Here is a 24557-nt window from a genome sequence, read left to right as displayed (position 1 = left end):
TATGTCTAGTATCTCTAAGGAAGTCACGACACGTCGGACTTTCGCTATCATCTCTCACCCGGATGCGGGTAAAACGACGATTACCGAAAAACTCCTGTTGTTCGGGAACCTGATTCAGAAGGCCGGTACCGTTAAGGGGAAGAAATCTGATCGTCACGCCACCTCCGACTGGATGAGTATGGAGCAGGAGCGGGGCATCTCGGTGACCTCATCGGTTATGCAGTTTCCGCACAACGGACGTATTGTTAATCTACTCGATACCCCGGGGCACGAAGATTTCTCGGAAGATACTTACCGTACCCTGACCGCGGTCGATTCCGCGCTGATGGTAGTGGACGGAGCGAAAGGTGTCGAGGATCGGACGATTAAGCTGATGGAAGTTTGTCGTCTGCGGGATACGCCGATTCTGTCCTTTGTGAACAAGATGGACCGAGATATTCGAGATCCGATCGATTTGCTGGATGAGATTGAAGAGGTCTTGAAAATTGCGGCGGCGCCGATTACTTGGCCGATCAGCATGGGTAAAGATTTTCGCGGTGTGTATAACCTTTATACCGATACCATTCATGTCTTTACCCCGGGCCAAGGCAGCATTATTCCGGATGATATTCAGGTTAAAGGGCTAGCGACTGATGAAGCGAAAACGCTGTTAGGCGGGTTGTACGATGACTTTGTTGAGGAAGTCGATCTAGTACGGGGTGCCAGCCATGAATATGATCAGGATGAGTATCTGGCGGGCCGTCAAACGCCTGTATATTTCGGTACGGCACTGTCGAACTTCGGTGTGCGGGAGATGCTCGATGGTTTTGTTGAATTAGCGCCGTCCCCCATTGCTCGGGAGACACTTACTCGTCCAGTGGCACCGGATGAAGAGGCGTTTTCCGGCTTTGTCTTTAAGATTCAAGCCAATATGGATCCAAAGCATCGTGACCGTATCGCCTTTATGCGGGTTTGCTCTGGTAGTTATACCCGCGGCATGAAGATGCGCCATGTGCGGATTAAAAAAGATGTCAAAATTGCCGATGCGGTCACCTTTTTAGCGGGCGATCGCTCCAATGTTGAGGAAGCCTGGTCGGGTGATATTATCGGCCTGCATAACCATGGAACAATTCAGATTGGTGATACCTTTACCGAGGGCGAAAACCTCAAGTTTACCGGTATTCCTCACTTTGCGCCGGAGATGTTCCGTCGAGTGCGTCCTAAAGATCCGTTAAAAATGAAGCAGTTGCAGAAAGGTTTGCAACAGCTATCGGAAGAGGGCGCGGTGCAGTTATTCCAGCCGATCAATAAAAACGATCTGATTTTAGGGGCGGTTGGGCAGTTGCAGTTTGAGGTGGTGGTTTACCGCCTCAAAGATGAGTACAAGGTTGAGTGTATGTACGAACCTGTTACGATCTCCACCGCTCGTTGGGTGGAATGTGACGATGAACGTAAACTCGAAGAGTTCCGCCGTAAAGGTGGCGATCACTTAGCGCTCGATGGCGGTGGCTTGTTGACCTATCTAGCCCCGACGCGGGTTAACCTCAGTTTGACTGAGGAGCGTTGGCCTGACCTGCAGTTCCGAGCAACCCGGGAACACTAAAAAAGAAGCACTAAAAAAACGCGCCTTTCGGGCGCGTTTCTATATTTGCGGTTAGTGTCGCTGACAGTACGTTATCGTCACTATCTGCCGTATACTTTCTGTTATGACCCTTATCGACTCTCACTGCCATCTCGATTTTCCTGAACTATCTGCGGATATTACCGCAGTGCTGGCGCGCGCGCATAAGGCGGGTGTCGATCGTTTTGTCGTGCCGGGTGTTGCGGTGGATAACTGGGAGGGAGTGCTTAACCTCTGTGCTAACTATTCCGGCCTTTATCCCGCATTAGGATTGCACCCCTGTTTTCTGCAAGGTGATCATACGGATGATCTGAATACCCTCGAAGAGAGATTAAGTCAGCATCTAGAGGTGATTGCAGTAGGTGAAATAGGCCTAGATCTCTTTATTCCTAATGCCGATTTAGAGGCGCAATTAGCGGTATTTCGGCCTCAGTTAGTACTGGCGAAACAGTTTGATAAGCCGGTGCTACTTCATGTGCGTAAAGCTCATGATCAGGTATTAAAGCAACTGCGACAGCTAAAGCTTGCGCGGGCCGGCTTAGTGCATGGGTTTTCTGGTAGTGAGCAGCAAGCGTCTGAGTATCTTAAATTGGGCTTTAAGCTGGGTATTGGTGGCGCGGTAACTTATGAGCGTGCGACAAAACTGCGAAGGCTGGTGGCGCAGTTGCCGCTGGACAGCTTTGTATTGGAGACCGATAGTCCCGATATGCCGCTGTTTGGGTATCAGGGGCAGGCGAATTATCCAGAGCGGGTGGCGATGGTGGCTGAAACGGTTGCACACATTCGGCAGCAACCGTTACAAACGATTATTGAGGTGACATCGGCTCAGTCAACGAAGATTTTGTCGTTATAAAAGCTATCGTTGATGTCTTCTAAGGTGTGCTAAAAAGATGTGTCAAAAGGTGTCGGTATATACGTGGTTAAACCAGTTGGCTTCAACCTTTTTTACTAGTGTCGATCATCTCAATGGAGTCCGCGTGTCACTGATAATGATGCTTAGTCTAAAAGTTCTTTAATTGTCTCTGTTGGTTCTTTTTAGCTGTAAAACCTAAAAGCGGATGTTAGCCGTTTTTCGGTGGCCGTACATCCGCGTTGGTCAGGGAACGCATGGGCGAATAACCCTGAATATTTAATTGTGAGTCTTAGAGTCGCCGCTTAAACATCCGTGTTTTTGGCGTGCTCAGTTTAGTTCATATCTTCAAATGGGTTATCGATATCTAAACTAACGGTTTGGGCATAACCTGGCAGTTTGATTTCGTTACTATTGATCTCAAGGTCTGCGCCGGTCAGTACATTATTATCATAGCGATAGATCGGCCGAGTTAGGCCCTTAATACTATCCTGATCATATTGTGATGCTGCTTCACGGGTTACTTGGAGTTTATCCTGGTAGCGGTTGAAAGCGTCTTGGCCGTGACGTTTTAGCAGCATCTGTTGCGTGATGTGAGGCGCTAATACCACGGCGCTAGCATTATTACCGCCGAACCCTTTGGAGTTTAGAATCACCGAGTCCATCCCCTGTGGCCCCACCTCTATATGCTGATTGCTGAGGTGCAAGTTGCTGGCGTGGATGTCGGTGGCAAATTCAGGAGTCGTAACGATGCCTGGGATATAACCGTATTTCCAACTGCCGAGTGATAGATTTAGTTGATCGCCCCCCGCTGTACCCTGAGAGTGGCCGATGTAGCATTTGAGTGCGGCAACGGTCCAGTTAGTCACGCCAAAGGCTTTGGCTGTTTCATTAATAACGTGGGATTCCGTTACCCTGTTTTGCGGTGTGCTGGTGCCGTGGGCTTGCACAAAACTACGCTGCTGTAGTGATTCCTCGCCAAGCATGCGGCTTATTAATGCGGCGGATTTGCCTAAGGTAATATAGTTGCCAATACCGGGGGCAGAGATCGATTTTTTATGGCCATCGGCGTTAGCGAACACTTCGGGTACCGCGCCGTAGATATCTGCACCGAGCTCCAGTGCTAAGTCATCACTCATTAGCAGGGTAAATTGTGATGATTCGGCGATGGTAAAACCGCAGTTGTTACCAAAGGGGCGACAGGCTTTGCGGTAATCATCGGCACTGAGTTCGCTGAGATTATCGAGGGCGAGCAGGTCTTTATCTTCTGCTAGGGCGCCCATCGAACGAAAACCTTCAATTACTTCTTGAATGACCGGGGCATCGCTACCGCCAACTAAGACCACTTTGCGGCGGCCGGCACGAATATCATTAACAGCGTTACGTAAGTTGTAGAGGAAGGTGGCACAGGCACCCAGTGCACCGCCGGTGACGCCGACACTGCCAAGGATGTAAGCATTAATAAAGTCAGCGGGCATCTGCGCGTAGCCGAGAGGCATCTGCTTAGAGGTGGTTCGTTTGCCGATGGATGGATATTTGGTCAAACCGCCAAAACCGAGATCATCCAGTTGGCCGATTGAGTTGCTGGCATATACGCCGATTTGATCGGGGCGTACGCTGGCGGCAATTTTATCCCATGGAATACCGACCGATTGTAGGGCATCGGAAGCGCCGAAAATGGTCATCTGAATATTACGTGGGTGATTTCGTGACTGATACAGTTTGCCCGGTTGGAAACCGTTGGGCAGCTGTCCGGCTGACTGCACAAGCGCTTCTTTCACGTCAGGGAAGATAACCTCGAGATCTCCCTGAACGGTAACCTCCATTTGACTGGCCGAAAGGGCTTTAACCTGCCAATTAGCGGGGATGTTTTTCGGCATCTGACGGGCGCGTAGGGTAAAGCTGATGGCGCCATCGGTGTTCAATGTTGCGGGTTTGTTGAAGGTCACTTTGTGAACATCGAAGCACTCTTTTTCGATACGACGAATAAGTGTGCTGTTACAAACCTGAGGCCTAATGCTATCTAACAGGTCGTTAATCGATGCTGGGTTGCCCTGTTGATCGAGATATTGGTTGTCTTGGTAGCTGGCTAACCCCATTAGCGTTGCCAAATCGAGTAGCGTCTCGTTGCGGTCTGTATCGTTTAGCTTGTCGAGCAACAGGCGGCGATAGCCATGGTGAAAGGAACTTCGTCCGGCTGGGCTGATGCCGCCGAACCCCACAATGACTGGTAGTTGAGACAAGTGATAATCCTCGGAGCTAGGTGATACGACCGCGATACAGGGGTCTAGCTTAGTGCGTTACACCGATTCTATAAGTTGTTGTAACCTGAAACCAGATCTATATGGGTAAAAATGTATCACTCTGGTGATATTCAGGTTAAAAAACGATAATTAAGTCACGATATTGGCTAAAGCGGAACTTAGTTGGCAATATAGCGACTAATATCGACTAAAAAAACGGACTGAGCACGTTTTGCATCAGAAGGCTGTTTTAACGGTTGTTATGGTGATGAATCTTATCAGTACTCAGGCATATCTGAAACCGGCTGATCTGTTTTATGGATACCCAAGGGATGATAATGAAGAAAGTTATAATGTTGGCGGGTGTTATCGCACTTGCAGGATGTCAGACGCTGGATCCTTACACCCAGCAATCTAAGACGAGTAATGCCACAACGGGTGCTGGTATGGGAGCTGTTGCCGGAGCCGTGTTAGGTAATGTGGTAGCAGGTGATGGTAAGAGGACCGAAGGGACAATCGCGGGTGCCTTGTTAGGCGGTGCTGTGGGTGGTGGTATCGGTTACTACATGGATCAGCAAGAGATGCTACTGCGTCAGGAATTGGAAGGCACTGGGGTTCGCGTCGAGCGGGTAGGTGATTCGATTCGGCTGGTTATGCCTGGAAACGTGACCTTCGCTACTGGCGCTTATACGATCGATCAAGGCTTCTATCCGACATTGAACTCGGTTATCAAGGTGTTACTCAAGTTTGATAAAACCGTGGTGAGTGTGGATGGCTTTACCGATAGCACGGGCTCTTTTGAAACCAATCAGACCCTGTCTGAGCGGCGCGCAGCGAGTGTTGCTCAGTATTTATCTAATGGTGGTGTGCCGCCTTTACGGCTGCAGTCGCGGGGTTATGGTGAGCGTTATCCTATCGCCGGTAATGATACCGTTGGTGGGCGAGCCATAAATCGCCGAGTGGAAGTGAGCATCCGCGGTAGCCAGTAAAAGCAATGTTACGTTGTTTGTTAAGTATGAAAATATCGCTGATTTTACGCTTGGATGAGACATTAACTCATTAGCTAAACCTCGAGATAAAAAAACCGCCATCGGGTGGTTTTTTTGGTTAATAGGGCGCTGTTTCATGAAGAGATTTGAGGCTTGTATAAAGTTTGGAACAGGCTAATATCAGAGTATCAATCAGCGTTCGTTTTTAGCGTTGATGCTGTTTAAATAAACTGAAGTATTGAGGCGTACTTTTTCGGTTGAAGCATAGGTTTGTTGAAGTGGTTATCGATCAACTAAAAAATCCCTCACTATCGCAATCAGTTAGAACGCTATCTTACTAAAGCTAATATTTTGATTTATTTTGAAACAACCCTTGCCCGCTCTACTTAGTGAGAGGGGGCAGGGGTTTATAGTGAAACGTTATTGTTAATATATTGAGAAAGAGATGACTACAAGGCCGGAAATTACTATCTCCTCATTAGATGCAGATAGATTGTATGATCTTATTGAATCTTTGCCGAAAGGCAGTTTTGCAGGAGCTACTGAACTTGAAGCTGAGCTAGCTAGAGCGAATGTGGTGGAGCCTGAATTAATGCCGCCGACCATCGTGACGATGAACTCAACTGTGAAGTTTATTATCGAATCGACCCAAGAGGAGTTCGAGCTCACACTGGTTTACCCCAAAAATGTCGATACAACGGGCACGACGATATCAATCTTAGCCCCTGTCGGGAGTGCTTTGCTGGGTCTGTCTCAGGGAGATGAGATTGAATGGCCAAAACCCGGTGGAGGTTCTCTGAAAGTTAAACTGAGAGAGGTGACTTATCAGCCAGAGAGGGCGGGTGAGTTTCATCGATAGCGATTGTGGATAACAATATGCGTTATTTATCGCAGTAGGTGACACGATCACGACCTTCTGATTTGGCGAGATAAAGTGCGTCATCTGCGCGTTTAAGCCAAGTATCGACGGTCGTTCCTGATGCCCAAGATGCTACACCTAAGGAGACCGTGACCTCTTTGCCATCCGGTGTTTTTAACTCTTTTTTGATGGTTGTTCTCAGGTTGTCAATAAAGGCTTGTTGTTGCTCTTTGGCTGTGGAGACTAAGAGTACAAACTCTTCTCCGCCGAGCCGATAAAGCCGGTCATATTTTCGAATGTTAGTCGTCGTAATGGTGACGAAATCTTGTAATACCTGATCACCAACCGCATGACCATATGTATCGTTGACGGCCTTAAAATAATCTAAATCGAGGATGGCTAAGAACTGCTCTGTACCGTTATGTTCAGCACTGGCTAAGGCTATCTTGATATCTGAGTTCAGTGCTCGCCGATTAAGGGCGCCCGTTAAAGGATCGATAGTATTGAGGGCTTCCAATAAGCGAAACTGCTTCTCGCTGTGGCTGGCATAAACAAAGGTGCTCATGGATAGCATGACGATGGTGACTATATAGGAGATCAGTGAGATGGAGTTGAAGACATCAGAAAATGCCATCAACACAATGCTGGCAATGATGTTAATGCTTAGGGCTTCGATGGGTTTGACGAGAATAAAGGTACTGGCAAAGACGGGATAAATCCAAAAAAAACTATCGACCCCGTTGGCGATAACAACGACTAGCAGGCCCGCATTTATAAATAGAGCGATTATTGCGCTGACAATGCGGATCTTTTTGAAGCGGTAAGCATAGGCGACTAATGCTGAGATACCCAGTATCAGCATCATATCCAGCATCGAGGCGAGTGTATTGCCTGCAAGATAGCGTATCACCACAAAGGGGAGGATTCCCAGCGTCGCGACCGAGCCGAGTAATAACAATAACGATAGCTGATACTTTTCTTGTAATTGATTGATCATAATGATCTCTCAGTAAATAGATGATTATGCCTATTAAGTTACCTGATTAACAAGTTGTGAAATAGCAATGGGTTTTCAATGGCGTGTCGGCTAGATGATTAAGCTGACAATATCGCAAGAAAGATATTCATGCGAGGTCGGCATGAATTGCCCTCAGTGACCCTAGTTATGATGTTTTTGAACGGGCTGTGGATAATCGGCGTTACTGTTTTTAATCGATTCCGTTGATGCAGAATAAAGGTGTCATTTTGTGTACTTAAGTTATCCCATGAAAAAATAGCGGCACTCTGCTTATCTACCAAGCGATAACCACATCGTCGGGTTGGATATTATCGATGGTGCCATCTTCAGCTAGACGACCAATGGCAAACATGGGCTGTACTTCCGTGACGGTCATCGTTTTACGGGTATTGGTTAGCTGAACATGACTGCGCATGTTATCGGTGAAAAAATTAGATTTACGATATACGGTGAGTTTGTCGCCCACTTTGATGCCCGCCAGCGCGCCGGCATTAAACCAAAGTAAGTTGTCTTCGCTTTTGGTGATGCGGGCCGAGAACGGCATGCAGCGTAACTCTTCATTCAGATCGCTGGCGACCTGATTGATCAGCGTTCGCGTTTGTTGGCCATAATCCTGTCGCCAGAATTCAGCGCTAGCAAATCGGGGGCGGGCTTCGGGCTCAAGGTTCCAACGTCCCGCGGTAGCGTACTGTTTGCTAAATAATAACGCTCCGGAAAAGCCGTCGTGAATATATAAATCCAAGGCTAAGCTGCGTAGGTGGCGTTTGCTGCGATAATCTATTTTATTGTATAGATCGACGAGGAAATTTCGATTAGGGTCGGTGACGGATGAGTCGTACATTGTCATATCGCGGATAACGCCGGAGACGATATATTGCACATCAAGCTGGCGGGTGTAGCCCAATACGGTGGTTAACGCACCCGCACTGAGTTGACGGGTAGGGGCGTTGGCCGCGCTTTCTTGAACATTAAGCATGCCCGCGTTGAGGGCTTTGAGATTGCTGCTTTGGTTGATCTGGTTGCTAAGAATGTGGCTTAGCTCTGTTTGTATATTACTGAGATCGCCAAGGTTGGCTTGCTGTGGATAGAGCAAAGGGAAGGCGGTCACGGCAACGGATTTTTGGTAACCGTGGCCGGAAATACCAGCAGGGCAGCCTTTTTCAAAATCGACATCGGCGCGTACCTTAACCCAAAGCATTCGCCCCTGTATCTTTTCATCCAGTACTTCGATGTTGCTGAGCATGCCGAGGGTGCTGACCTGCATGTTATCGATGCTCAAGACGCCTTGGTTAATGCTTTGGGTGCTGCTAACAATCGCACTTGCCTGTAATGAGGCTTGCTGAGTCGCGTTTTTGATGGCGGCTTGGCGGGCTGAATCAATATCCTGATTGAATATTAATGCACTACCTTCGGCCTCCATGGTGACAGCATGAAGCGAAAGACTAAGAAAGCTAAACAGTAAAACGGCGGCGATACGTATCATAGGATTAAACATGCTTTGTGGCTGACCGATAATACACTAAGGTATGCAAATTATTGGCCCGTTGCAATACGGCAGGGACTGTTTAACTATCTGATTTATGTTAGTTTAAAACCATATTTAATTCTGAGTGTCAGGTTGATGAGATATTCTTTACTGCTTTGTCCCATCCTGTTAGCAGGGTGTGTGCTGAATCAACCGGTTCCTGTGACTGTGCAGCATGTTGACCCTCAAGCGTTGGAGCAGATGCGTGAAGCAGAGGCGGCCAATCTTGAGGCACAAAAAGCGTTGACTCAATATGAGGTGAGTGTGGTCGATGCTCAGCCTTCGGGAGCAGATCCGCTGAGTGAGGCGGTGGCTAAGATGGCTGTTCAGTTGGATGTTGGCCTGCAGGAGAACCGCGTTAAACGATTGCCGATTGCTATTTTGCCGTTTGTGGCGCTTGGCAGTAAGGCGTCAGGTACAGCAACCGGTGAGCGTCTCAGTGAAAATTTTATATTTCAGTTGCAGCAGCATGGTTATAACTTGGTCGATTTTCGTGCGGTGAGTTTAAATACCACGGTAAAAGATCCGCTATCGACGGCTAATCTCTCGAGTATTCGCAATCGCTTTCGCATCCATTTTGTCCTGACCGGCACTTATAGCCAGCATCAGGATGGCATTATTATTAACGCCCGGGTACTGGACAGCACCACGCGGCAGATTCTGGCATCGTCGCAAACCAATATCCCGATTGCTCGGCTGGAAGGTGTACTGCCCGGCTACAATCCGATCAAAGCGATGGATGAGGGGATGATTATCGAAAACGGTACTCGGCGTCGCACCACGGAGAGTGATCAATGATACTGGGTTATATGAAACGACTGTCGCAGATCTGTTTTGCGTTATTGCTGGTGTTTTCACTGAATGGCTGTGAAACCTTTGTTGAATCGACTAAAGATATTGTTTCAGCACTGCCCGATCTGCCAACGCGGGTGGACGATTCCGCGTTAGAGCCTAATTGGGTTCAGGTGACGGGCTATGCGCCGATCAGTTTGCAGACAGGGCAGAGTCAGCAGCATAAGGTACTGCAGGCGATGAAGGCTTCTAAGCTGGATGCCTATCGGGAATTGACCGCCTTGGTGCACGGGCAGTATATCGCCGGCACGACATCGGTAAAGGATTTGATCTTGCAAGATAATGCATTTCAGGGGGCGGTTGCGGGTATTATCCGCGGCGCGCGGGTCGTCAAAAGCTATCCGGTACAGACCGATGTTTATGCCACTATTCTTGAAGTTGATCTTAATCAGTTGCAGCAGGCCTGGGAGGCCAGTAACTAACGCGGCAGTATGCGGTGGGATATTGAATAAATAACGCAGGTTAAAACGCCTGCGTTTTTTTATGGGCCGTTTTTACTTAGGGGCTGGGATAAGCTGCTGAGGCCGTCAGATGGCTTTATGCGGGCTTCTGAGTCGCTTGGTAGGCGGCGAGTTGCTCTGGCGTGGCCTTTTGTTGGTAATTCGTTTTCCAGTCACTATAAGGCATACCATAGACCTGTTCGCAGGCCGCTTCGTAGCTGAGTTCTACACCTTGCTCATCGGCGGCGGCTTTATACCATTTGGATAAGCAGTTGCGGCAAAATCCAGCCAAGATCATCAGATCGATATTTTGCACGTCTTTACGTTCATCAAGGTGTTTCACTAAGCGGCGAAAAGCGGCCGCTTCGAGTTCGGTCTGTGTTTGTTTGTCCATGGGTATTCCTTATTGTTTATTCGCTAGTCGGCTTAGATGGTTTGACTAGCTATACTCGTCGAGTTGTTGGCAGATAGCCTGCTGCAGTTTGATGCAGATATCTGGATCACTGATAGGGTGGCCGTCACTATCAGAGATAAAGAAGAAATCTTCTACCCGTTCGCCGATGCTGGCGATCTTCGCTTTACGTACTGAAATATCGAAATCAACGAAGATGCCGCCCAGGCGCGCTAAGAGGCCGGGGCGATCAGGGGAGATAATCTCTAAGGTGGTGAGCTGTGTGGCTGGATCGGTGCTCATATTGACCTGTGTTGGATAGGCGAACAGCTTCATCTGCCGAGGTATGCGGCGTTGAATGATGTCGGGATAATCCTCAGGGTCATCGAGTTCCTCTACTAGATGCTGACGAATCTGTTCTAAAAAGGCGTCATCATCGGGCAGCGGTTCATTATCTTCCGTCAATACCGTATAAGTATTGAGTGCCTGATTATTATCAGCCACCATGATGCGTGCGTCTTGGATGTTCAGTTTGAGTTGATCAAGGGCTGATGCCGCGGCCGCAAAAAGGCAGGGAAGGTCGGGCATGTAGATAAAGATTTCGGTGGCCCCTTCGAACGCTCGATAAGAGGTTTTACGGATCATCACCAGAGGGAGATCGGAATTACCATGTTCAAGAACCGCTTGAGTTTGCCATGCGATGTGTTGCGGTTGTTCTCTCAGGAAGTAATCATTCCCCAGTAGTTTCCAGAACTCCAATACATCTTCTTCTTCATAGCCTTTGCGCTGCATAATGGCTAGTGATTCATTTTGAATCTGTTCGACACGATCATCTTTGTTGACGGGGTTTTCTAGCCCACGACGTAGGGCGCGTTTGGTCTCTGTGTAGAGTTGACGCATCAGCGTGGCACGCCAGCTATTCCATAGGCTATGGTTGGTGGCGTTTATATCGGCGACGGTGAGGATGTAAAGGTAATCCAAGTGGACGATATCTCTCACCTGCTTAGCAAAATGGAGGATAACATCGGGATCAGAGATATCTTTACGCTGGGCTGTCATCGACATCAGCAGATGGTTGCGTACCAGCCATTGTACTAGGTGAGTATCCCATTTGCCCAAGTGGTGGCGTAGGCAAAAAGCGATAGCATCTTCAGCGCCGAGCTCGGAGTGGTCGCCACCGCGGCCTTTGGCGATATCGTGGTAGAGGCCGGCGATATAGATGAGCTCTAGCTTAGGTAGCTGATTGATAATCCGATAGGCGATAGGGAACTTCTCTCGCTGATCCTGATGGCGGAATTTTCGAATCTTCTGGATCACTTTCAGAGTATGGGCATCGACGGTATAGATATGAAATAGGTCATGCTGCATCTGCCCAATAATTTCGCCGAATTCCGGTAGATAAAGCCCGAGAATGCCAAAACGGTTCATCCGTTTTAGTTCGGTGGAAACGCCTTTATCCTGTCGGAGCAGCTCCATAAAGAGCGAGGTATTACGAATATCGTTACGAAAATCGTCATCAATGCGATGACGGTTATTGCGGATCAGTCGAATGGTGGATGCCCGAACGCCTTTTATTTCAGGGTGCTGGGCTAGCAGGACAAACATCTCTAGCATGGCAAAGGGATGATGTTCAAAAACGCTTTCATAAGCGACCCGGATAAAACCGTTATGTAGATTGAAGCGATTGTTTAGCGGCTCAATGACCTGCTCTTCTTCGTGGCGTAGGATAACCTCGTCAAAATATTGCAGCAGCATACCGTTGAATTCGGACATGGCCTTCGCCACCCGATAATACTTGTTCATGAACTGCTCAACTGCGAGGGCACCGTTCTGGTCGGTGTAGCCAAAGAGTTCAGCGAGGCTACGCTGGTGGTCGAACAGTAAGCGGTCTTCCCTGCGCTGACAGAGCATATGCATCGCATAACGAACTGTCCAAAGGTAGAGTTCGCCTCTGTTGAGGGTGTCTAACTCGAGCTCGGTGAGAAAACCATGATCGACTAAGTCGCGAATATAGGTGGCGCCAAAGTGGCGTTTGGAGACCCAACCTATAGTTTGCATATCCCGCAGGCCCCCGGGAGAGTTTTTTAGATTTGGCTCAAGATTGTATTCGGTGTCATTGGTTTTATCGTGACGATTGTTTTGTTCGTTGACCTTGGCGAGGAAGAACTCTTTATCGGTCCAGGCACCCTCTGACGTGACCCGTAGGTACATCTGTACGTGTAAATCTTCATTGCCGACGAGTGGGCGAGATTCGATCAGGTTGGTGGCGATGGTGATATCGTTTTTAGCTTCTTCATAGCACTCATCAAGGGTACGTACGCTCGAGCCAACATCAAGATTAATATCCCAGAGAAGGGTGAGAAATCCGCTAATGCTATCTTGTACTTCGGCATCGCTAATGTTGTCGAGCAGTATCAATATGTCGACGTCTGACTTGGGGTGAAGCTCACCGCGGCCGTAGCCGCCAACGGCCATTAGACAGAAATGTTTCTGCTCCGGCCAGTCAAACAGGTTCCAGGCTTGCAGCAGTAGTTGATCGACCAGCCAAGCGCGGCCGTAGATCAATTTTCGGATATCTTCACCCGCCCGAAAACGGGTGTCCATGGTCTCCTGAGCGGCCTTTAAGGTATTTTTAAATACCGGTATCGGTGAGTTGGATTCCGCCAATGCGGCTGAAAATGCACTGGCTGAAAAAAGTGTTTCATCAGCGGCAAAAGCGGTGTGCGACATGGATATCCCCGTCAGCAGAGAGTTTAGAATGTTTCGTCTTTACGTTTGGTCAGGGCTTCAAAGCCATCGGCGGTAACGAGTAGGGTGTGTTCCCACTGAGCCGAAAGTCGTTTGTCGGCGGTTTCTACTGTCCAGCCATCGCGTTTTAAGGTTTTAACCTGACGCTTGCCGGCGTTGATCATCGGCTCAATGGTGAAGCACATGCCTTCCAGCAGTTCGACGCCGGTACCGGGTGTACCGTAATGAACCACCTGAGGGTCTTCATGAAAGCCGATGCCGATGCCGTGACCGCAGTATTCACGCACCACAGAGTAATGGTTGGCTTCAGCATGTTTTTGGATCACATGACCAATATCGCCTAGACGGGCGCCGGGTTTTACCAAAGCCATTCCTTTGTAGAGACATTCGAGAGTGACTTCACAGAGGCGTTGAGCGTGCGGAGCTACATTGCCAACATAGAACATTTTGCTGGTATCGCCATGATAACCGTCTTTGATAACGGTGATGTCGAGGTTAATAATATCGCCATTTTTCAGCGGCTTATCGTTGGGGATGCCGTGGCATACAACGTAGTTAACCGAGGTGCAGATCGATTTAGGAAAACCGTGATAGTTGAGCGGGGCTGGGATGACATCCTGCTCATTGACCATATAGTCGTGACAGATCGTATTGATCTCATTCGTGGTAACGCCTGGTTTAATGAAAGGTTCGATCATTTCCAGAACTTCCGCAGCCAGACGGCCTGCGACACGCATTTTTTCGATCTCTTCCTGCGTTTTGATAGTGATGCTCATATTAACCCTTAAATATGTAAGCCTGTGGGGCGTGGGATATCGTGATGGAGACAGCTGTCAGTGGCGCAATTGTAGCGAATTTAGCCGCTAAGAACAAAAGAGTGTGATAAATAGATTGTAAATTATGCTTCAAAAAAAAAGTGATTTATGGTATAAAGTCGCGCTCGAAATCTGTATTAGTAAAGCACAGGTTTCATAAATCCACACATGTTACCGACACATCACCTTGGGTGCCGCTTGCGGTTGGGGGATGGGGTGCATGGAGGTCTAACCCAGAAAACTTAGGAAAGTATAATGGCAAAAGTTACAATGCGTGACCTGCTGAAAGCAGGTGTTCACTTCGGTCACCAGACCCGTTACTGGAATCCGAAAATGGGTAAATACATTTTCGGTGCTCGTAACAAAATCCATATCATCAACCTGGAACACACTCTGCCAGCACTGAACGGTGCTTTGGATGTTGTTAAAGGCATGGCAGTAAACAAGAACAAGATCTTGTTCGTGGGTACTAAACGTGCTGCCAGCAAAACCATCAAAGAAGAAGCGTCTCGCGCAAATATGCCGTACGTTAATCATCGTTGGTTGGGTGGTATGCTGACTAACTACAAGACTATCCGTCAGTCTATCCGTCGTTTCCGTGATCTAGAATCACAAAGCCAGGATGGTACTTTCGCTCAGCTGACTAAGAAAGAAGCTTTGATGCGTCAGCGTGAGATGGAGAAATTGGAACTGTCTATCGGCGGAATCAAGGATATGGGCGGCCTACCGGACGCACTGTTCGTTGTTGACGTGGATCATGAACGTATTGCTATCAACGAAGCTAACAAGCTGGGTATCCCGGTTATCGGTATCGTTGATACTAACAGTAACCCAGATGGCGTTGATTACGTTATTCCAGGTAACGACGATGCGCTACGTGCGATCCAGATCTATGTTAAAGCTGTTGCTGATGCATGTTCTGACGATACTGACATTGATGCTGTTGCCAAAAGCGAATTCGTTGAAGTTGAAAATAACGACGAAGCTGCTGCTGAGTAATCAAGCTGTCAAGCGGTTTGGATAGATTATTCAAGCACGCGGGAGGGGAGCTGAGTTGCTCCCCTTTTTTTGAATTTGAATTAATAGATTGTTGATGGGGTAAAACCAAATGGCAAAGTTCTCCGCTAAGCAGGTAAAAGAGCTGCGCGATCGTACCGGTCTCGGCATGATGGAGTGTAAAAAAGCGCTGGCAGCTGCTGATGGCGATGTCGAGAAAGCGATTGAAGATCTGCGTAAAGCGTCAGGTATGAAAGCGGCTAAAAAATCAGGCCGTACCGCTGCTGAAGGTATGGTTGTTGTTAAAGTGGCTGATGACAATAGCTATGCTGTTGCCGTTGAAATCAACTCTGAAACTGATTTCGCTGCGCGTGATGATAACTTCAAGACTTTTGCTAACACTGTGTTGGAAAAAGCCTTTGCTGATAAGCAAGATGATGTTGCTGCATTGATGGCTGGTGAGCTGACGGATGTGCGTGATGCGCTGGTTCAGAAAATCGGCGAGAACATCAGTGTGCGTCGTGTTCTGATTGTTGAAGGCGAAACCGTTGCTGCTTATGTACACGGTACTGGCACTTTGGCTGCAGTCGTTGCTTTAACGGGCGGTGATGCTGAGCTGGCAAAAGATGTTGCGATGCATGTAACGGCTGTTAATCCACAAGTGGTTAGCAAAGACGATATGCCTGCAGAAGTGGTTGCTAAAGAGAAAGAGATCATTCTTGCTCAGCCTGATATGGCTAGTAAACCTGCTGAAATTGCTGAAAAAATGGTTGTTGGTCGTATCAACAAGTTCCTGGCTGAAAATAGCTTAGTTGAACAGCCATTCGTTAAAAACCCAGATGTGAAAGTCGGTCAGCTAGTGAAAGATGCTGGCGCTTCTGTCTCTTCTTTCGTCCGCATCGTTGTGGGTGAAGGTATCGAAGTTGAGCATAAAGACTTTGCTGCTGAAGTTGCTGAACAACTGAAAGGCTAAATACTAGTCTTGTGAAGATTGCGTGCCTGTTCTGGGTGCGCAATCTGTTTTATTCTTGTTACACTGGTGCGAACTCAGTCTGGGTGGAGACGATACCGATGCCTGCCTCAAATAAGCATTCCAAATACAAACGTATACTTCTTAAATTAAGTGGCGAAGCCCTAATGGGCGAAGGAAACTTCGGGATTGACCCAAAAGTGCTGAACCGTATGGCGCTTGAAATCGGTCAGTTGGTGGGGATAGGTGTTCAGATAGGCATGGTAATAGGTGGTGGTAACCTGTTCCGTGGTGCTGCGTTAAGCGCAGCGGGTCTTGACCGGGTAACCGGTGACCATATGGGAATGTTGGCAACCGTCATGAATGCATTGGCGATGCGCGATGCCCTCGAACGTTGTAATATAGCAACCCGCGTGATGTCTGCGATACCGATGCGCGGCGTGGTTGATGATTATGATCGCCGTAATGCGGTCCGTTACCTAGGTCAGGGTGATGTTGTTATCTTTTCGGCGGGTACTGGTAACCCGTTTTTCACAACCGATTCTGCCGCTTGTTTGCGGGGCATCGAAATCGATGCAGATGTTGTGATTAAAGCCACCAAAGTTGATGGTGTGTATACCTCAGATCCAATGAAAGATCCGTCTGCCAAGCGTTATATGCATCTGACCTTTGATGAAGCGCTAGATAAGCAGTTGGGTGTAATGGATTTGACTGCAATTTGTTTGGCCCGTGACCATGATATGCCGGTTCGGGTTTTCAATATGAATAAGCCGGGTGCGTTGGCTAACCTGATTGTTGGCAGCGACGAAGGAACCGTCATTGATAATAATGCGACGGTAGGAGATATATATGCTGAATGAGATCGCTCAGGATGCCCAGGATCGTATGGGTAAAAGCCTGGAAGCTTTAGCTACAAATCTGAGAAAGATTCGTACGGGTCGTGCCCATCCAAGTATTTTAGAAACGGTACATATCAGTTACTACGGTTCTGCGGTACCTCTTAGCCAGGTGGCTAATATCAGTGTTGAAGATGGCCGTACACTGTCGATCTCTCCATGGGAGTCGAATCTAGTCCCTGATATTGAAAAGGCGATTATGAAGTCTGATCTGGGCTTGAATCCGTCTACCGCTGGTGCGGTGATTCGCGTGCCTATGCCTGCTTTGACTGAAGAAACCCGCAAGGGCTATATTCGTCAGGCGCGCCATGAGGCTGAAAACGGCCGAGTATCTATTCGGAATATTCGTCGTGATGCGAACGGTGATATTAAAGATCTGCTGAAAGAGAAAGAGATCACCGAAGATGATGCCCGTCGTGGAGAGGATCAGATTCAAAAGCTGACCGATAAATTTATCGCCGATGTCGATAAGTTGCTTCAGGATAAAGAAACAGATTTGATGGAAATTTGATAGGGAATAGTCGGCGGCTTCGGCGGTCGACAACTGATATGTCTGAAAAACTACAGCTCAGCTTGCCTTCGGGTCGATCTGTTCCCCGCCATATTGCCATCATTATGGATGGTAATAACCGATGGGCAAAAAAACATGGCAAGGGAAGCCTTGCGGGTCATCGGGCGGGGGTGGATAGCGTTCGCAGTGTCGTGCAAGGCTGTGCGGAACTGGGTGTCGAAGTGTTGACGCTGTTCGCCTTTAGTAGCGAAAACTGGCAGCGGCCACCCCTTGAAGTTAAAGGGTTGATGGAGTTGTTTGCGCTGGCTCTCGATCGTGAAGTTAAAAAGCTTCACAAGCACAATATTCAGTTGCGGGTTGTGGGCGATAAAAGCGCTTTTAGTCGTTCGTTACAAAAGAAAATCGATAAAGCTGAGCAGTTAACTGCGTCGAATACTGGGCTACTGATTAACATTGCCGCCAATTATGGCGGTCGATGGGATATCGTTCAGGCGGCGCAGCGTTTTGCTCAAGGTTGTGTTGACGGCCGATTTACCCCGGATCAATTAGATGTTGAGCTGTTGGGGTCGATGGTCTGTCTGAGTGATCAGCCCGCGCCGGATCTGTGTATTCGTACGGCGGGTGAGCAGCGGATTAGTAATTTTCTTATCTGGCAGATGGCCTACAGTGAGTATTTCTTTAGTGATCTGCTGTGGCCTGATTTCGATAAATATGCGCTGGGTGCAGCGATTCAGAGTTACGCTACCCGTGAGCGACGCTTTGGTAAAACTAGTGAACAGATAGAGGCTGAGAATGCTTAAAGAGAGATTCTGGACGGCTGTCCTGTTAGCTCCGATTGTTTTAGCGGGGCTTTTTCTCTCGAGCTTCGATGTATTTAAGCTATTTGTTGCTGGTATCGTTTTATTGGGTGCTTGGGAGTGGGCGAATCTCGCCGGCTTGATTCCCTCGACTGCCCGTCTTGCCTATACCTCCTTGATCGCCGCATTGATGGCAACGCTTAACTACTACTCCCCTGCTGGGGAGTTTTCAGGTTTTCTCTGGGTCGCCGTACTGTTTTGGTGGATGGCTGCCTTTTGGGTGGTGCGTTACCCCGTGGTCAGTGGTTGGCAGGCGAGTTGGCAGCGCTTGTTGATCGGCGTGTTAGTGTTAACGTCTACTTGGATGGCGTTAGTGACGTTGCAGCATCAACCAAAGGGCGATGTTTTGTTGCTGATGTTGCTGTTGTTAGTTTGGGGTGCTGATATTGGGGCTTATTTTGCAGGTAAAACCTGGGGAAAAGCTAAGCTGGCGCCGAATGTTAGTCCTGGTAAAACCCGAGCAGGCTTATGGGGTGGGCTGACGTCATGTGCACTTATCTCTCTCTGTTTTATAGTCTATCTTGAACTTGATCTGCTTCTTGGAGTCTATCTGTTGCTGATAGCCATGCTGGCTGGATTGGCATCGGTCCTTGGCGATCTTTTTGAAAGTATGTTGAAACGCCATCGTGGCATCAAAGATAGTAGTCAGTTATTGCCAGGGCATGGTGGGATTCTTGATCGAATCGATAGTATTACCGCCGCTGCGCCGGTATTCGTACTGTGCTTACATCTGTTGTCGATGAGTTGATTTTGGGGAAAGATGGATATTCTTAATACCGTATTGGCGCTGATTGTTACCCTCGGAATCTTGGTGACAATCCATGAGTATGGTCACTTTTGGGTGGCTCGGCGTTGTGGTGTCAAAGTGTTACGTTTTTCTGTCGGTTTCGGTAAGCCGCTATTGCGCTGGCGCGACCGACTAGATACTGAATATGTTATTGCCATGATCCCACTAGGGGGTTATGTGTCGATGTTGGATGAGCGGGAAGGTGATGTTGATCCTAGTCTTTTGGATCAAACCTTTAACCGTAAGCCTGTGTTGCAGCGTATTGCGATTGTCGCTGCTGGGCCTGTCGTCAATCTTATTTTTGCGGTACTCGTTTACTGGGCGATGTTTGTCTCGGGCGTTGAGAAAGTAGCGCCAGTGATTGGTAGCGTTACTGCTGAGAGTATTGCTGAACATGCTGGTTTGTCCCCGGGTATTGAAATTGTCTCGGTCGCTGGTCGTGATACACGGTCATGGGATGATGTTAATATGGCACTGGCAACCTATATTGGTGAATCTGCTGTGGTGCCGCTGACCGCGCGTCAGGGGTTGAGTGGTGCGCCTCAAGAGTATCGACTTGATTTACAAAGCTGGCAGTTTAATCCGGAAACCCAGAGCCCATTGACGGCGATTGGTGTTCGGCCGTTTCGTCCCGTTTATCCGGCAGTGATTGGGCAGGTATTGCCTGAAGGTGCTGCATATAAGGCTGGTTTGTTGGCCGGTGATAAAGTGACTGCGATAAATGATCAGCCGGTGTCGGAGTGGGTGCAGTTGGTGACCATTATCCGACAGCATCCTGGGCAGTTGCTTGAGGTTGAGGTTGATCGTGCGGGACAGCAATTATCATTAAGCATGACGCCGGATCATAAAGATGAAGCGAATGGCGTCGTTGGCTATGTCGGTGCGGGTGTGGCGGCGGTCAAGTGGCCGCCAGAAATGCTTCGGCAGGTGCGTTATGGCGTATTTGAATCCATGGGGCAGGCGGTTTCGAAAAGCTGGCAGATGATTACGCTAACGCTTGATTCTATGTGGAAAATGCTTAAAGGTGTGTTATCGGTAAAAAACTTGAGTGGACCGATAACCATTGCTAAAGTGGCGGGGGCTTCTGCTGCCTCGGGGGTTGAAGCTTTTGTTGGCTTTTTAGCTTATTTAAGCATTAGTCTGGGTATTCTTAACCTTTTGCCTATACCCATGTTGGATGGTGGTCATCTGCTGTATTATGCGGTTGAGTTGCTAAGGGGGCGGCCGGTATCTGAAAAGGTACAGATGGTTGGCTTAAGGCTTGGAATGGCTATTTTGTTTTCGCTTATGGGCGTCGCTATTTTTAATGATCTAATGCGGCTTTAATTTTTCTCTTACAATATAAGAACCAGTTCATGAAGATCAGATTCGGACTTCTTTTTTCCCTGGCCCTTTGCTCATCGGTCGCCGCGGCACAGTCATTCACAGTAGACGACGTACGTCTGAAAGGGCTGGAACGGGTGGAGCCAGGCCTTGTGCTGCGCAACCTCGATATTGATTCAGGCCAGAGTGTCGATCAGGGTGATATTGCTGAAGCGACTCGCCGTGTGTTTCGTACCGGATATTTTGATGATATTGAGATCGCCCGTGAAGGTGATGTTCTGATCGTCAATGTACAAGAACGTCCTGCCATCAGCCTTATCCGCCTTGAGGGTAATAAGGTGTTGGAAGACGAAGTGCTGCTGGATGGTCTAAAGGAGAACGGCCTGCGTGAAGGTGACGTCTTTAAGCGGGCAACCTTGGATAAAATTCGGCAGGATCTGTTACGTCTCTATGCCGGACAGGGGCGCTACGGTGCCGATATTCAAGTCGAAATTGAGCCACTAACGGAGAATCGCGTTGCGCTGAATATCGATATCAAAGAGGGCAAGGTTGCCACCATTCAGCATATCAATATTATTGGCAATACTGTCTTTAGTGACGAGGAATTAAAAGAAGATTTCTCGCTGAAGCTGCCTGGCTTCTGGGATTTCTTCAGTGACTCGGATAAATATGCTCGGGAAAAGTTATCGGGTGATCTCGAGCGTTTACGTTCATATTACCTAGACCGAGGCTATATCAACTTCTCTATCGATTCGTCGCAAGTATCATTATCACCGGATAAAAAGCATGTGTTTATTACCGTGAGTGTGACCGAGGGGGAGAAGTTTTCTGTGTCCGGTGTATCGGTGGCCGGTGACCTAGTGGTCGATGAACAAGAGCTGATGGATGCGATTACCGTTGTTGAAGGTAGTACTTTCTCTCGCCGTGAAATGACGGCCTCTCAAGAGGCGCTAACTCGGAAACTAGGTGATAAGGGCTATCTGTTTGCTAATGTGAGCCCAGTTCCGCAAGTCCAAGATGATAATACCGTCAATCTACAGTTCTTTATTGCGCCGGGTAAACTGACCTATGTTCGCCGTGTGTCGGTTAAAGGTAATACAAAAACAGCGGATAAAGTCGCTCGACGTTCTATGACTCAAGTGGAAGGAGGCTTGGCTTCTTCGGCGGCTATTGAACGTTCTAAGCAGAAAATAGACCAAACGGGCTATTTTAGAGAAGTTAATGTTGAGACTAAACCTGTGCCTGGCACGGATGACCTGGTTGACCTGGAATACAATGTTATTGAGGATAATACCGGTAACTTTGTTGCCAGTGTAGGCTTCTCACAAACCAGTGGCGCCATTTTTAACTTGAGTGTTGAACAGGATAACTTTCTCGGCTCGGGTAATAGTGTTGGTTTTGGTATTACCCAGAGTGACACGGTCACAGAGTATAAGTTTAGCTATGTCGAGCCTTATTACACCGTTGATGGTGTGAGCCGTGGTTATAATATCTACTCCCGTGAGACCGATTACGATGAAGATAATATTAGTAATTACTCGACTGACACCTTCGGTGCGGGGATTAACTTTGGTTATCCCATGGATGATTATCAACGCCTTAACTTCGGCTTCAACTATGAAGGGGTGAAGATAAACACGATTGATGATACTGCACCTGAAGTACTAACCTTCATCAAAAATGAAGGAGATAAATATAATATCTTCAACGTTAGTCTTGGTTGGAGTGATAACCACCTGAACCGGAAGATCTTTGCAACCAAAGGTTATTCGCAAAGTGCATCGATTGAAATAGGTATTCCTGGTAGTGACCTGTCTTATCACAAAGAGCAATATAAAGGGCGTATCTATTTCCCATTGTCTGAGGATGGCGAGGGGTTGATCGGCTCCTTGCGCGGGCGCTTAGCGTTTGCCGGTGCGCTCGGAGATAACGAATACCCTATCTTTAAAAACTATTATAGCGGTGGTTTGAGTTCAGTCCGAGGCTACGATTCTAATTCGTTAGGCCCTCGTGACTCTAGTGATGATGAAGATCCTTTGGGTGGTAATGTTGCCATCGATATGAGCGCTGAACTGATCTTCCCAGTACCCTTTGTAAAAGACTCTAATTCAATGCGTACGCTGCTGTTTTTTGATGCGGGTAATGTCTTTCAAACTGATTGTCTAGAAGGTAGTACTAACTGTGAAAGTGGTATTAGGCTAGATGATCTACGTTATTCAGCTGGTTTTGGCTTTAGTTGGATAACACCGATTGGGCCTATCTCGGTTGCACTAGCAAAAGCATTGAATGCTGATGACGATGATGAAGAGCGTTTCTTTGAATTTGCGCTTGGTAAAACGTTCTAAGGAGAAAAAAATGTTTCGACCACTGATAATCATTCTGGGTGTGCTGCTCAGTTTTAACGCCATGGCAGAAAAAATAGTGATCTTGGGTGCGCAGCAGGCGTTACTGGGAAGTAAGGCTGCAGCTGAGTTTCGCGGCAAGCTAGAAAAAGAGTTCAGTAGTGAGCAAAAGCAGTTGGTAGACCTGCAGGCTCAGGTAAAACAGATTCAGGAAAAAATTAAGAAGGGTGCTGGAACTCAATCTAAAGAGGTGCAAGATCAGCAGAGAGTGCAGTTTCAGAAAGCCTATGGCGAGTATCAGCGGTTAGGTCAGGCGCTACAGCAGAAACAGCGCCAACGTGAAGATGCATTCCTGAAAGAGATGCAGCCAAAGATGGATGCGGTTATTCGTGATCTGATCGATAGCGAAGGCTATGATCTGGTGCTTAATAAGCAGGCAACGTTTTATGCTAAGCCTGCGTTAGATATTACGTCCCGCGTTATTGAACTATTGAATAAGAAGTAAGCAGTTTTATGGCTAAACGGCGTTTTACCGTTTCGGAGCTAGCAGTGTTGCTAGGAGCCGAGACGGTTGATTCAGAACTTCTTATCGATGGTATCGGGACGCTGCAGTCAGCCGCTGAGAATCAGTTGTCATTTTTGCATAGTGGCCGCTACCAATCGCAGCTGCAGGCGTCTCAGGCGGGTGCTGTGCTAGTCCGGCCTGAGCACCGTGATGCGGTTCGATCGATCGCTTTAGTGGTTGACGATCCTTATATTGCCTATGCGCGGGCAACGGCTTTATTTTGTGAGCAGTCTGAGTCTTCAGTAGGGGGCATTAATCCTCTCTCTACTATTAGTGAGTCTGCCGTGTTGGGCGATGGAGTATCCGTTGATGCCCATGCGGTGATTGGTGATCGGGTAGTGATTGGCTCGGGTGTCACCCTAGGTGCAAACAGCGTTATCGGCCCTGATTGTATTATCGGTGAAAATACCCGTATAGCGGCCAATGTAACCCTGTACAATAAGATTACGGTCGGCGCTAATTGTGTGATTCATAGTGGCGCAGTGATTGGTGCGGACGGTTTTGGTTTTGCTAATAACCATGGTGAGTGGCTTAAAATTCATCAGTTAGGCGGTGTCACCTTAGGTGATCGTGTTGAAGTGGGTGCTAACACAACGATCGACCGAGGTGCTTTAGATGACACGGTGATTGGTTGTGGCGTGATACTGGATAATCAAATTCAGATCGCCCATAACGTGACTATCGGTGATAATACGGCGATAGCCGGCTGTACAGCAATTGCTGGTAGTACTCACATAGGCAAAAATTGTACGATTGCCGGCGCTTGCGCGATAACGGGACATTTGACGATTGCCGATGGTACCCATGTCACAGCGATGAGCTTGATTAGTAAATCAATCTTGCAAGCGGGGGCGTACTCTTCCGGTACGGTGATGGAGTCACATCAGCAATGGAAGCGAAATGCGGTGAGATTTCGTCATTTAGACGAGCTGTTTCATCGAGTTAAAAAGTTAGAACAACTGTAAAGTAGCATACTTAAG

22 protein-coding genes are annotated in these 24557 nt (G+C 48.0%); 16 read left to right on the top strand and 6 right to left on the bottom strand.

What is annotated here, in order from left to right; genetic code table 11:
- The first annotated feature begins 1 nt into the window (after position 1).
- Together EH243_RS04895 and EH243_RS04890 are read left to right on the top strand one after the other, a co-directional pair.
- A complete protein-coding gene (locus tag EH243_RS04895) occupies positions 2 to 1582 on the top strand; it encodes a peptide chain release factor 3 (protein WP_206441519.1) in 1581 nt (526 codons plus the stop codon).
- A 103-nt stretch (positions 1583 to 1685) separates the two neighbouring features.
- Positions 1686 to 2453 carry a TatD family hydrolase gene (locus EH243_RS04890; protein ID WP_126157522.1) on the top strand — a complete coding sequence of 256 codons (768 nt, stop codon included), beginning with the start codon at positions 1686 to 1688 and terminating at the stop codon, positions 2451 to 2453.
- A 332-nt stretch (positions 2454 to 2785) separates the two neighbouring features.
- Here the strand turns inward: EH243_RS04890 and EH243_RS04885 are convergent, their stop codons facing one another.
- Complete coding sequence (locus EH243_RS04885) at positions 2786 to 4693, bottom strand: beta-ketoacyl synthase (protein WP_126157521.1); 1908 nt, start codon at positions 4691 to 4693, stop codon at positions 2786 to 2788.
- A 338-nt stretch (positions 4694 to 5031) separates the two neighbouring features.
- Between EH243_RS04885 and EH243_RS04880 the strand changes: the two genes are divergently transcribed.
- Both EH243_RS04880 and rnk read left to right on the top strand, forming a co-directional pair.
- Positions 5032 to 5682 (top strand): YiaD family glycine zipper/OmpA-like lipoprotein, encoded by a 651-nt coding sequence (locus tag EH243_RS04880; RefSeq protein ID WP_126157520.1) that lies wholly within the window; start codon positions 5032 to 5034, stop codon positions 5680 to 5682.
- Between the two features lie 445 nt (positions 5683 to 6127).
- Positions 6128 to 6541: a nucleoside diphosphate kinase regulator gene (gene rnk / locus EH243_RS04875; RefSeq protein ID WP_126157519.1), complete on the top strand. Its 414-nt coding sequence runs from the start codon at positions 6128 to 6130 to the stop codon at positions 6539 to 6541.
- A gap of 22 nt (positions 6542 to 6563) precedes the next feature.
- Here rnk and EH243_RS04870 read toward each other — a convergent pair whose 3' ends face one another.
- Entirely contained in the window at positions 6564 to 7538 is a 975-nt protein-coding gene (locus EH243_RS04870; protein WP_126157518.1) for a GGDEF domain-containing protein, read from the bottom strand.
- 295 nt (positions 7539 to 7833) lie between these two features.
- Positions 7834 to 9054 (bottom strand): flagella assembly protein FlgT, encoded by a 1221-nt coding sequence (locus EH243_RS04865; protein WP_126157517.1) that lies wholly within the window; start codon positions 9052 to 9054, stop codon positions 7834 to 7836.
- Between the two features lie 126 nt (positions 9055 to 9180).
- Here EH243_RS04865 and EH243_RS04860 point away from each other — a divergent pair, with 126 nt between their 5' ends.
- Together EH243_RS04860 and EH243_RS04855 are read left to right on the top strand one after the other, a co-directional pair.
- Positions 9181 to 9882 (top strand): FlgO family outer membrane protein, encoded by a 702-nt coding sequence (locus EH243_RS04860; protein ID WP_126157516.1) that lies wholly within the window; start codon positions 9181 to 9183, stop codon positions 9880 to 9882.
- Complete coding sequence (locus tag EH243_RS04855) at positions 9879 to 10358, top strand: LPP20 family lipoprotein (protein ID WP_126157515.1); 480 nt, start codon at positions 9879 to 9881, stop codon at positions 10356 to 10358. Before EH243_RS04860 ends, EH243_RS04855 begins: the two co-directional genes overlap by 4 nt.
- 115 nt (positions 10359 to 10473) lie before the next feature.
- Here EH243_RS04855 and EH243_RS04850 read toward each other — a convergent pair whose 3' ends face one another.
- The 3 genes from EH243_RS04850 to map are packed head-to-tail and all read right to left on the bottom strand — an operon-like array spanning position 10474 to position 14291.
- Positions 10474 to 10770, bottom strand: coding sequence for a DUF1244 domain-containing protein (locus tag EH243_RS04850; RefSeq protein WP_126157514.1), 297 nt, complete (start codon positions 10768 to 10770; stop codon positions 10474 to 10476).
- A gap of 45 nt (positions 10771 to 10815) precedes the next feature.
- The gene (locus EH243_RS04845) at positions 10816 to 13497 is read right to left on the bottom strand and encodes a [protein-PII] uridylyltransferase (RefSeq protein WP_126157513.1); all 2682 of its coding nucleotides are present in this window, start codon (positions 13495 to 13497) and stop codon (positions 10816 to 10818) included.
- Between the two features lie 23 nt (positions 13498 to 13520).
- Positions 13521 to 14291, bottom strand: a complete 771-nt coding sequence (gene map / locus EH243_RS04840; protein ID WP_126157512.1) for a type I methionyl aminopeptidase — start codon at positions 14289 to 14291, stop codon at positions 13521 to 13523.
- Positions 14292 to 14585: 294 nt separating this feature from the next.
- On the opposite strand from map, the gene rpsB reads away from it, so the two are divergent.
- From rpsB to lpxD, 10 genes are all read left to right on the top strand, one after another.
- Positions 14586 to 15329 carry a 30S ribosomal protein S2 gene (gene rpsB, locus EH243_RS04835; RefSeq protein ID WP_126157511.1) on the top strand — a complete coding sequence of 248 codons (744 nt, stop codon included), beginning with the start codon at positions 14586 to 14588 and terminating at the stop codon, positions 15327 to 15329.
- Positions 15330 to 15438: 109 nt separating this feature from the next.
- A complete protein-coding gene (gene tsf / locus EH243_RS04830) occupies positions 15439 to 16299 on the top strand; it encodes a translation elongation factor Ts (RefSeq protein ID WP_126157510.1) in 861 nt (286 codons plus the stop codon).
- A gap of 98 nt (positions 16300 to 16397) precedes the next feature.
- Entirely contained in the window at positions 16398 to 17156 is a 759-nt protein-coding gene (pyrH, locus tag EH243_RS04825) for a UMP kinase (RefSeq protein ID WP_126157509.1), read from the top strand.
- A complete protein-coding gene (frr, locus tag EH243_RS04820; protein WP_126157508.1) occupies positions 17146 to 17703 on the top strand; it encodes a ribosome recycling factor in 558 nt (185 codons plus the stop codon). Before pyrH ends, frr begins: the two co-directional genes overlap by 11 nt.
- A 38-nt stretch (positions 17704 to 17741) precedes the next feature.
- Positions 17742 to 18503 (top strand): polyprenyl diphosphate synthase, encoded by a 762-nt coding sequence (gene uppS, locus EH243_RS04815; protein WP_126157507.1) that lies wholly within the window; start codon positions 17742 to 17744, stop codon positions 18501 to 18503.
- The gene (locus tag EH243_RS04810; RefSeq protein ID WP_126157506.1) at positions 18496 to 19308 is read left to right on the top strand and encodes a phosphatidate cytidylyltransferase; all 813 of its coding nucleotides are present in this window, start codon (positions 18496 to 18498) and stop codon (positions 19306 to 19308) included. Before uppS ends, EH243_RS04810 begins: the two co-directional genes overlap by 8 nt.
- Positions 19309 to 19320: 12 nt before the next feature.
- The gene (gene rseP, locus EH243_RS04805; RefSeq protein WP_126157505.1) at positions 19321 to 20673 is read left to right on the top strand and encodes a sigma E protease regulator RseP; all 1353 of its coding nucleotides are present in this window, start codon (positions 19321 to 19323) and stop codon (positions 20671 to 20673) included.
- A gap of 29 nt (positions 20674 to 20702) precedes the next feature.
- A complete protein-coding gene (gene bamA / locus EH243_RS04800; protein WP_126157504.1) occupies positions 20703 to 23015 on the top strand; it encodes an outer membrane protein assembly factor BamA in 2313 nt (770 codons plus the stop codon).
- 10 nt (positions 23016 to 23025) lie between these two features.
- Positions 23026 to 23517: an OmpH/Skp family outer membrane protein gene (locus EH243_RS04795; RefSeq protein WP_126157503.1), complete on the top strand. Its 492-nt coding sequence runs from the start codon at positions 23026 to 23028 to the stop codon at positions 23515 to 23517.
- 8 nt (positions 23518 to 23525) lie between these two features.
- Positions 23526 to 24542, top strand: a complete 1017-nt coding sequence (gene lpxD / locus EH243_RS04790) for a UDP-3-O-(3-hydroxymyristoyl)glucosamine N-acyltransferase (RefSeq protein WP_126157502.1) — start codon at positions 23526 to 23528, stop codon at positions 24540 to 24542.
- Positions 24543 to 24557: the final 15 nt, after the last annotated feature.

It is taken from the genome of Amphritea opalescens, from assembly GCF_003957515.1.
GTDB lineage: Bacteria > Pseudomonadota > Gammaproteobacteria > Pseudomonadales > Balneatricaceae > Amphritea > Amphritea opalescens.
This window is presented reverse-complemented; position numbering and strand designations above follow the sequence as displayed.